This is a genomic window from Peterkaempfera griseoplana (assembly GCF_001418575.1).
Classification (GTDB): Bacteria; Actinomycetota; Actinomycetes; order Streptomycetales; family Streptomycetaceae; genus Peterkaempfera; species Peterkaempfera griseoplana.
The window spans coordinates 1-10,324 of the sequence record NZ_LIQR01000683.1 but is presented as its reverse complement, the minus strand read 5'-3'; the positions used below and the strand labels follow the sequence as shown (position 1 = coordinate 10,324).

The window sequence follows — 10,324 nt, the reverse complement described above, 5'->3', positions numbered from 1 at the left end:
CGAGGCCGGGGAGGCGGGGGCGGCGGGGCCGGGAGCCTGACCGGTCCGGCCCCTCGCCGTCCGACTGCGCCCATGCCCTCGCCGCCTGTGCCATACCGATCCCTCGTGCCGCGCTCTGTGCCCGTCCCGTGCTGCGCCGGCGCGGACCGGGTCTGGCCCGGCGGTCCGCCGCTCTGCCTCAGCGTATGCCGGGACAGACGCTCGGACCGGTCCGGAAGGTTCCGCTTCGCGGCCGTCCGGTGGTCAGTCCGCGGCGGGCGGCCTGGCGGCGACGCCCTGCAGGACGGTGTCCACGATGAGCTCGGAGAGCCCTGGATCGTCCAGTGGGGCGTCCTCCCAGAGCACCGTCCGCACCAGCATGGGCGCCATCAGCATCTCCGCCATCAGGTCGAGGTCGATGTCGGAGCGGAGTTCGCCCCGCTCCACCCCGCGCCGCACCACCTGGCGGATCAGCTCGCGCCGCCGGTTGACCACCCGCTCGTGGTACAGCGATCTCAGCTCGGGCAGTGAGCCCATCTGGCTGAGGGCGGACTTGAGCACCCAGCGGGACCGTTTGGCCAGGCCCCGCCGGCGCATGAACTCCAGCAGCGTCACCATGTCGTCGTGGAAGGACTCGCCGAGCGGCAGCGGCTCGGGCTCCTCCAGCCGTCGGACGGCGTCGATCAGCAGCGCCTCCTTGTTGGGCCAGCGCCGGTAGACGGTGGCCTTGGCGACCCCCGCCTCCTGGGCGATGCCCTCCATGGAGAGCTCCAGCAGGCTGATGCCGCCGGCCATCAGGCGTTCCACGGCGTCCAGGATCGCCAGGTCGACGGCCTCACTGCGCGGCCGGCCGCGCCGCGGTGCGCCGCAGGGGCCGACCTCCATGATCTCGGGCCGTTCAGGAGCCGTACTGCTGGTGTCCATGCGCGGATTCTCCCCGAGTTCCGCTCAGGAGCTCGCCGCGGGGGCCGCGTCGGACTGTTCCGTCTCCCGCTCGACCTGCTGGGGCGGCTGCTGCGCGGGGAGCCGGCCGGGCAGGAAGAGCAGGGCCATCACCACGCCCAGCACGACCACTCCGGCCGAGGACGCCGCGACGATGTGCATGGCGTGGACGAAGGACTCCTTGGCCGGGTCGACCAGCGCGGCGCCGCGCGGCCCCAGCCGCTGGGCGATGCCCAGGGTGGCCTCCACGGACTCGCCCGCGGTCGACCGCAGCCCGGGCGGCAGCGCGGTGAGGTGGTCGGAGATGCCGTCGCGGTACGCCGTGGAGAGCATCGCGCCGAGCACAGCGACGCCCAGCGACCCGCCGACCTGCCGGAAGGTGTTGTTGATCGCGGAGCCGGAGCCGGCCTTCTCCCGCGGCAGCGCGGACATGATGGTCACCGTGACCGGCGGCATCACATGGGCCATACCGGTGCCCATCACCAGTCCGACCACCTCCAGCAGCCAGATCGGGGTGTCGGTGCCCAGCAGCAGGTAGCCGAGGAAGGCCACCGCGATCAGGGACATGCCGCCGGCGCAGGTGGCGCGGACGCCGAAGCGGTCGACCATCAGCCGGGCGCGGGGGGCGAAGATCATCTGGGCCGCGGCGAGCGGCAGCAGCAGGGTGCCGGCCTTGAGCGCGCTGTAGCCCCGGACGCTCTGCAGATAGAAGGCGGCGAAGAAGGTCACGCCCATCAGGGCGAAGAAGACCAGGCCGATGACGGCGACCGAGACCGAGAACCGCGGATTGCGGAACCAGGTGACGTCCAGTGCCGGCTCCTCGGTGTGCCGCTCGTACAGCACGAAGCCGACCAGGACCGCGAGGCCGGCCAGGATGGTGCCCCAGGCGGCGGGATCGGTGAAGTCCGCCAGCTGGCCGCCCTTGATGATGCCGTAGATCAGCAGCACCAGGCCGACGACGGAGAGCAGCACACCCACCGGGTCCAGCCGGCCCGGACGGGGGTCCCTGGAGTCCGGGACCAGCAGCACCATGCCCACCAGGGCGACCACCACGATGGGGATGTTGACCAGGAAGACCGAGCCCCACCAGAAGTGCTGCAGCAGCAGCCCACCGGTGATCGGCCCTATGGCGATGGCCAGGCCGACGGCGCCCGCCCAGACTCCTATCGCGCGCGGCTGCTCCTCGCGCTCGAAGACGTTCATGATGATGGCGAGGGTGGCCGGCATGACGAAGGCGCCCCCGAGGCCCATCACGGCCCGGAAGGTGATCAACTGGCCGGGCGATCCGGCCATCGCGGAGAGCAGTGAGCCCGCGCCGAAGACCACCATGCCCGCCAGCAGGGTCTTCTTGCGGCCGAGGCGGTCGCCGAGCAGGCCGGCGGTGAAGAGCAGCCCCGCGAAGACCAGGGTGTAGGAGTTGATGGCCCACTCGAGGTCGCTCTGGCTGGCCCCGAGGCCGGTGGGGGCGGGGCTGGCGATGGTCTTCATCGCCACATTGAGGATCGAGTTGTCGAGCACGACGACCAGCAGGGCGAAGATCAGCACCCCGAGGATCGCCCAGCGGCGGTTGTGGACCGCCTCCGGGACCCGGCGCGGCGCGCCGGGGCGCTGTGCCGATGCAGCGGTGGACATGATGTTCCCGTCGATGAGATGGCTTCAGGGACGGATTTCCCCTTGGGGTCAAGGTAGCTCTACTTTCGATACGCGACCGTATCGTATCGTAAATTCTCGGCAAAGATCCGAGCGAAGCGGCCCGCGGCCGACGTGACCGCACCCGGCCCTTTGCTCACCGGCTGCCGCGTGTCAGCATGGAGGGGATCCGGGGACGCCCGCAGGGGCGCCACGAGACACTCACCCACAGGAGTCCGTTCCATGAACGCTTCTTCGCTTCCGCCTGCCCAGCAGTCCTCCGAGCGGCCGGCCAACTCCCTCTACGGGGGCACCCGCAACCGCCGCACCACCGTCCGGGACGTCGCCACCGCCAAGCAGCGGGGCGAGCGCTGGCCGATGCTCACCGCGTACGACGCGCTCACCGCGGGCGTCTTCGACGAGGCGGGCATCCCGGTACTGCTGGTCGGGGACTCGGCGGGCAACTGCCACCTCGGCTACGACACCACCGTGCCGGTCACCATGGACCAGATGGTGATGCTCTCCGCCGCGGTGGTGCGCGGCACCGAGCGCGCCCTGATCGTCGCCGACCTGCCCTTCGGCTCCTACCAGGAGTCCCCGGCGCAGGCCCTGCACAACGCCACCCGGCTGCTCAAGGAGGCCGGCGTGGGAGCGGTGAAGCTGGAGGGCGGCGAGCGCACCGCCGCCGCCATCGAACTGCTGGTGCAGGCCGGGGTGCCGGTGATGGCGCACATCGGCCTCACGCCGCAGTCGGTGCACGCACTGGGCGGCTATCCGGTCCAGGGCCGCGGCGACGAGGCCGCGCACCAGCTGATGCGGGACGCCAAGGCGGTACAGGCGGCCGGTGCGTTCGCGGTGGTGCTGGAGGCGGTGCCCGCCGAGCTGGCCGCGCAGGTGACCGCCTCGCTGGCGATCCCGACCGTGGGCATCGGCGCGGGCGCCGGGTGCGACGCCCAGGTACTGGTGTGGACCGACATGGCCGGGATGACGTCCGGCCGGGTGCCGCGCTTCGTCAAGCAGTACGCGAATCTGCGCTCGGTGCTGGGCGATGCCGCCCGGGCGTTCGGCGAGGAGGTCGCCGGGGGCTCCTTCCCCGGGGAGGAGCACTCCTTCCACTGAGGTACCGCGCTGTCGATCTGCCCCCGGAGGGCGGGTCCACCGGGGGTCGGCGGTCGCTCCGCCGGCCCCCGGCGTCGTCCCCTGACGGTTGGATCACGGCGTCCGTTGAAGGCCTGATCGTGGGAGCGCTCCCAACCGATTCCATGGTCGTTCCCCTTGGCAGGTCATGTCAAGACTTCTAGCGGGGGGCGGGTCCCGGCCACCCCTGACAGGCCATCAGGGCGGCTCCGCGTTCGACAAGTGAACTCGGCACAGACCATTGACAGGCCAAGAACGCGATGGCTTCATGTCATCTGTCGCTGCGTCGACTCCCGCACCGCACGATGTGCAGGCGTGGAATCCACAGCCCACCACGGATCGTGGTGATACTCGACTCCCGACACCGTCAGGCCCCGTTGTCCAGCGCACTGTGGAAGCGCTCCCACGGAAACCTCACGGGACTGCCAGTCCGGCGCATCGGCCGGTGGCGACGCAATCACCCCCGGCCGGCCGCTTGACCACCCCCGGCGACCGGTGATCCATCCATCAAGGAGCCGATGTGACAACATCCCCGCCGCGTGGAGAGCGCAAGCATCTCCGTCGCAGCATCGCCGCGCTGGGCGCACTGGCGCTGGCGTCCGCACTCAGCGTCGCCGCGAGCGGCGGCACCGCTCAGGCCGCGGCCGCCGCACGGGTGGACAACCCGTACGTCGGTGCCAAGGTCTATGTGAACCCGGAGTGGTCGAAGAACGCCGCCGCCGAGCCCGGCGGCAGCGCGGTCTCCAACCAGCCCACCGCGGTGTGGCTGGACCGGATCGCCGCCATCAACGGTGTCAACGGCGGCATGGGCCTCAAGGCCCACCTCGACGCGGCCGTCGCCCAGGGCGCCACCGCGATCCAGCTGGTCATCTACGACCTCCCCGGTCGTGACTGCTCGGCCCTCGCCTCCAACGGCGAGCTCGGCCCCACCGACATCGACAAGTACGAGACGCAGTACATCGACCCGATCGCCTCGATCCTGTCGAGCTCGGCCTACGCCAACCTGCGCATCATCAACATCATCGAGCCCGACTCGCTGCCGAACCTGGTCACCAACGCCGGCGGCACCGCCGGTTCGACCGACGCCTGCGCGACCATGAAGGCGAACGGCAACTACGAGAAGGGCGTCGGGTACGCGCTGGCCAAGCTGGGCGCGCTCGGCAACACCTACAACTACATCGACGCCGGCCACCACGGCTGGCTCGGCTGGGACTCCAACCTCGGCCCCTCGGTCCAGGAGTTCTACAAGGCCGCCACCACCAGCGGCTCGACCGTGAACAACGTCGCCGGCTTCATCGTCAACACGGCGAACTACAGCGCCACCGTCGAGCCGAACTTCAAGGTCACCGACTCGGTCAACGGCACCACGGTCCGCCAGTCGAAGTGGGTGGACTGGAACAACTACGTCGACGAGCAGTCCTACGCCCTCGGCCTGCGCAACCAGGCGGTCTCGGCCGGCTTCCCGTCCAGCATCGGCATGCTGATCGACACCAGCCGCAACGGCTGGGGCGGCACCGCCCGCCCGACCGGCCCCGGCCCGCAGACCTCCGTCGACGACTACGTCAACGGTGGCCGCATCGACCGCCGGATCCACGCCGGCAACTGGTGCAACCAGAGCGGTGCCGGCCTCGGTGAGCGCCCGACCGCTGCTCCTGTCGCCAACATCGACGCCTACGTCTGGGTCAAGCCTCCGGGCGAGTCGGACGGTGCGAGCCAGGCGGTCGCGAACGACGAGGGCAAGGGCTTCGACCAGATGTGCGACCCCACCTACGGTGGCAACGCACGCAACGGCAACAACCCGACCGGCGCTCTGGCGAACGCCCCGCTGGCCGGCCACTGGTTCTCCGCGGAGTTCCAGATGCTGCTGAAGAACGCCTACCCGCCGGTCAACGGTGGTAGCACCACCGGTGGCACCACGGCCGGTACCACCTCTGGCACCACCTCCGGTACCACCGCTGGCACGACGTCCGGCACCACCTCTGGCACCACCACCGGCACCACGGCCGGTACCACCACGGGTACGACCTCCGGCACCACCGCGGGTACCACCACCGGCACCACGGCCGGTACCACCACCGGTACGACCTCCGGCACCACCGCGGGTACCACCACCGGTACGACCTCCGGCACCACCACCGGCACCACCTCCGGCACCACCGGCGGCACCGGCGCGGCCTGCTCCGTGACCTACACCCCGAACTCCTGGGGCAACGGCTTCACCGGCGACGTGCTGGTGAAGGCCAACAAGGCCCTCAGCTCCTGGAAGGTCACCTGGAGCTGGGGCGGCAACCAGCAGATCACCGGCTCCTGGAACGCCACCGTCACGCAGAGCGGTACGTCCGTGACGGCGACCAACGCGAGCTACAACGGCACCCTGGCCTCCGGCGCCACCGCCGACTTCGGCTTCCAGGGCACCTACAGCGGCACCAACGCCACCCCGGCGTTCACCTGCACCGGGAGCTGACCCAGCGCCGCAGTGACACAGCACCACAGCAGTACCCCGGGTGCCCCGGGGACCGGCAGCCGCCGGTCCCCGGGGCACCGCCCTTTCCCCGCCCGGTTCCGCTCTGCACCCGCCCGGCAGCGGGCTGCCGGCGGGCCGACAGCGGTACGTCACCGCTGACAGCGGGATGACGGCGGGCTGTGAGCGGCGCCCGGCACGGTGGAGCCATGACATCGACCGACACCGCCCCCGCCTCGAAGGGGCTCGCCGTCGAGGTGCACGGCATCGTGAAGCACTACGGCGCCACCAAGGCCCTGGACGGCGTGGACCTCCAGGTCCGCCAGGGCACCGTCCTGGGCGTCCTGGGCCCCAACGGCGCAGGCAAGACAACCCTGGTCCGGGTGCTCTCCACCCTCATCAAACCGGACGCGGGCAGTGCGACGGTGGCGGGCTACGACGTCCTGCGCCAGCCCAAGCAGCTGCGCCGCGCCATCGGCCTCACCGGCCAGTACGCCTCGGTGGACGAGCTGCTCTCCGGCTACGAGAACCTCTACCTCATCGGCCGGCTGCTCGACCTGCCGCGCAAGCAGGCCAAGGCCCGCGCCACCGAGCTGCTGGAGCGCTTCTCGCTCACCGAGGCCGCCGGCCGCCCCGCCCGCACCTACTCGGGCGGTATGCGGCGCCGCCTCGACCTCGCCGCCAGCATGATCGGCCGTCCCCGGGTGCTCTATCTGGACGAGCCCACCACCGGGCTGGATCCGCGCACCCGCAACGAGGTGTGGCACGAGGTGCAGGGCATGGTCGCCGACGGCGCCACGGTGCTGCTCACCACCCAGTACATGGAGGAGGCCGAGCAGCTCGCCGACGAACTGACCGTGATCGACCGCGGCCGGGTGATCGCCTCGGGCGGGATCGCCCAGCTCAAGGCCAAGGTCGGCGGCCAGACCCTGCAGGTGCGGCCGGGACGCGCCGACCAGCTTCCGGAGATGGTCCGCTGCCTCACCGAGGCCGGCGTCCCCGGCGCGGCGGCCGACCCGTCCGAGGGGCTGCTGTCGGTGCCGGTCACCGGTGAGGAGCAGCTGACCGCGGTGGTCGGGGTGCTGGGTACCCGAGGCTTCGCCATCGCCTCCATCGACACCCGGCTGCCGAGCCTGGACGAGGTCTTCCTGGCCATCACCGGCCGGCGCAGCACCCCCGACCCGGCGGACCGGGCCGTCGCCGAGTCCCGGCCCGGGCACGGGAGCCAGGACGAGGACCAGGACGGGCACCGGAACAAGAACCAGGCCGAGAGCAAGAACGAGAAGGAGTACGCAGCATGAGCGCCGCAGTCGCCGGCCCCCTCGCCGCCCCGGCCGCCCGTGACGAGGCGCGCATCAGCCCCGCCGCCCATCTGCGGCACATCGGGGCGCTCACCCGGCGCAATCTGATGCGGATCAAGGCCGATCCGGAGTCCATGTTCGACGCCCTGCTGATGCCGATCATCTTCACGGTGCTCTTCGTCTACGTCTTCGGCGGCGCCCTCTCCGGCAGCCAGCACGGCTACATCCAGTACCTGGTGCCGGGCCTGCTCGGTCAGACCGGCATCAACCTGGCGATGGCGGTGGGCACCGGTCTGAACACCGACTTCTCCAGCGGGGTGATGGACCGCTTCCGTACCCTGCCGATCGGCCGGGCCTCGGTGCTGATCGCCAAGCTGGTGGCGGAGACCTGCCGCGGGCTGGTGTCCTTCGTCATCCTGATCGGCTTCGCCATGCTGCTCGGTCTGGAGGTGAAGACCGGTCCGCTGGAGGTGGTGGCGGCGGTCGCCCTGTCGCTGGTCTTCGGCTCCTCGATGGTGTGGGTGTCGATGCTGCTGGGCATGTCGCTGCGGAGCGCCCAGGCGGTGCAGGGGGTCGCCATGCTGGTGATCATGCCGCTGCAGTTCGGCAGCTCCACCTTCGCCAGTCCCTCCACCATGCCGGGCTGGCTGCAGGCCTTCACCAAGGTCAACCCGCTGTCGGCGCTGGCCGACGCCTGCCGCTCGCTCTTCAACGGCGGTCCGCTGGCGCACCCGGTGCTGATGGTGCTGGCCTGGTCGATCGGCATCACCGTGGTCACCGCACCGCTGGCGGTGGCCCGGTTCCGCAAACGCACCTGATCAGCCGGACTCCCCCGGGTCCCAGGAATCCAGCAGGGCGGCGGCCTCCTCCACCGTGAGGCGGCCGCCCCTGGCGTACTCGGCGTCGTACCCGGTGTCGCCCAGGGCCGCGCGCAGCCGCTGCTCCGCCTCGTGACGCTCCATCAGCTCCAGCTTGTTGCCGGCGTCCTTGTTGCGGGCCGCATGGGTGCCGAGCAGTACGGCGGCCAGCCGGGCCGCCTCCGGATGCGTCCCCCGCCGGGCGAGCAGGGACAGGCCCCCGGCGGCGAGCGAGAGCAGGGTCACCACGATGAAGTCGGTGAACCAGACCGAGTCCCGGGTGGCGCCGCGGACCCTGGCGATGCCCTGCCGCACCATCGGCACCCCCGTCAGGGGTTCTCCGAAGTGGCACTCCATCCAGCCCCGCAGGCAGTCCACCAGTCCCCCGACGATCGGCGGTCCCAGCGGCCCCACCATCGCCGGGCTCTGGTCCAGCAGCCGCAGCACCTCATCGGCCCGCTCGCGGTCCCGGCGCCGGACCGCCACGATCAGCAGCAGCATCCGGCCGAAGAAGATCGAGCCGGAGTTCTGCTGACGGCGGTCGACCGCCCGCTGCACCCCCTCGGCGATCAGCCGCTCCGCCTTCTCCGGTTCCGCGCCCAGCAGGGCCTCACCCTGGCGGACGAGCAGGATGGGCACCTCGTGCCCGGCGCCCAGCTCCTCGGCGAGCCTGATGGCACGGGCGTAGGTCTCGGCGGCGACGGCGAACTCGCCGCGCTTGCCCGCCGCCTCGGCCTTGGCCGACAGCGCCTCCGAGGCGCCCCAGCGGTCGCCGAGCCGTTCGAAGAGGGCCAGTGCCTCGTCGGCGTCCGCGGCGGACTGCGGCAGACCGCCCGCCTGGTCGTTGCCGAACTTCGCCCGGAACTGCAGGGCGAAGGCCAGGTCCCATGGTTCGCCGAGCCTGCGGCAGCCGTCCACCACGGCGTCCATCAGCTCGGGCAGCTGCGCCAGGTCGCCGGTCATGAAGGCGGTGACCGCCCGCAGTGGCGCCGGGAAGCGGGAGGAGCGGGGCAGCTCCGGCGGGTAGCCGGCGATGATCCGCCGTCCCCGCTCCACCAGTACCTCCGAGGGCGCCGTGCTGAAGTCGTCCTCCAGCCCGGCCATCAGCCGGAAGAGCACCGCCTGGCGGCGGGCCTCCAGCAGCACCGCGGCCGGCCAGGGCGGCGGCGCGTCCAGCGGGGCGGGGGCGTTGCCCTCGGGGTCGGCGGCATAGGGGTCGGCGTCGAAGGGGTCGGGGCCCATCGCGGTGACGGCGTCCAGCCAGGTGCGGGCCTCCCTGCCGTAGTCGCGCAGCGACCAGGACCAGCTCATGCCCAGGGCCAGGCAGAGCGCCTCCTGCTCGGCACCGGTGTCCAGGGCCCGGCGCAGCGCGGCCCTGATGTTGTCCTGCTCCTGCTCCAGCCGGTCCAGCTGGTCCAGCTGTCCGGGGCCGTGCAGCAGCGGCTCGGTGCGGCGTACGAACTCCCGGAAGCAGCGCAGATGGCGGCCCTGGGTCTGCTGCACCTCGGACTCGCCGGCGTCCCGGAAGCGCTCGGCGGCGTACTCGTGGATGGTCTCCAGCATGCGGTAGCGGGCGGGGCCGGCCTCGGCGTCGAGGTCGGCGACCACCAGGGACTTGTCCACCAGGGAGAGCAGCAGTCCGGCGACCTCCCCGGCGGGCACCTCGTCGTCCGCGCAGACCTGCTCGGCGGCCTCCAGGGTGCAGCCGCCGGCGAAGACCGAGAGCCGGCGCAGCAGTGCCCGCTCGTCCTTGGCGAGCAGGTCCCAGCTCCAGTCGACCACCGCGCGCAGGGTCTGCTGACGGGGCATCAGAATACGGCTGCCGCTGCTCAGCAGCTGGAAGCGGCCGTCCAGCCGGTCCGCTATCTGACGTATCGTCATCCCGCGTAGCCGGGCCGCGGCCAGCTCGATCGCCAGCGGCAGGCCGTCCAGCCGCCGGCAGACCTCGGCGGACGCCCCGGGGTCCTGCGCCGGGTCGAAGCCGGGCCTGGCGGCGGCGCCCCGCTCGGCCAGCAGCC

General features: G+C 71.7%; 7 protein-coding genes. 4 read left to right on the top strand and 3 right to left on the bottom strand.

Going from position 1 to position 10,324, the window contains the following annotated elements; all coding sequences use genetic code 11:
* Window positions 1-243: 243 nt before the first annotated feature.
* Both AOK09_RS35360 and AOK09_RS35355 read right to left on the bottom strand, forming a co-directional pair.
* Complete coding sequence (locus AOK09_RS35360) at window positions 244-903, bottom strand: TetR/AcrR family transcriptional regulator (RefSeq protein ID WP_245687628.1); 660 nt, start codon at window positions 901-903, stop codon at window positions 244-246.
* A 24-nt stretch (window positions 904-927) separates the two neighbouring features.
* Window positions 928-2,553, bottom strand: a complete 1,626-nt coding sequence (locus tag AOK09_RS35355) for an MFS transporter (protein ID WP_055591283.1) — start codon at window positions 2,551-2,553, stop codon at window positions 928-930.
* A 240-nt stretch (window positions 2,554-2,793) separates the two neighbouring features.
* Between AOK09_RS35355 and panB the strand changes: the two genes are divergently transcribed.
* The 4 genes from panB (at window position 2,794) to AOK09_RS35335 (ending at window position 8,267) form a co-directional block, all read left to right on the top strand.
* Entirely contained in the window at window positions 2,794-3,669 is an 876-nt protein-coding gene (panB, locus tag AOK09_RS35350) for a 3-methyl-2-oxobutanoate hydroxymethyltransferase (RefSeq protein WP_055591282.1), read from the top strand.
* A 610-nt stretch (window positions 3,670-4,279) separates the two neighbouring features.
* The gene (locus tag AOK09_RS35345; RefSeq protein ID WP_175609385.1) at window positions 4,280-6,151 is read left to right on the top strand and encodes a glycoside hydrolase family 6 protein; all 1,872 of its coding nucleotides are present in this window, start codon (window positions 4,280-4,282) and stop codon (window positions 6,149-6,151) included.
* A 206-nt stretch (window positions 6,152-6,357) separates the two neighbouring features.
* The gene (locus tag AOK09_RS35340) at window positions 6,358-7,449 is read left to right on the top strand and encodes an ATP-binding cassette domain-containing protein (protein WP_079063682.1); all 1,092 of its coding nucleotides are present in this window, start codon (window positions 6,358-6,360) and stop codon (window positions 7,447-7,449) included.
* Window positions 7,446-8,267, top strand: coding sequence for an ABC transporter permease (locus AOK09_RS35335; protein WP_055591280.1), 822 nt, complete (start codon window positions 7,446-7,448; stop codon window positions 8,265-8,267). Before AOK09_RS35340 ends, AOK09_RS35335 begins: the two co-directional genes overlap by 4 nt.
* Here the strand turns inward: AOK09_RS35335 and AOK09_RS35330 are convergent.
* Window positions 8,268-10,324: ATP-binding protein (locus AOK09_RS35330; protein WP_079063681.1), on the bottom strand; the 2,057-nt coding region annotated here is incomplete at its 5' end.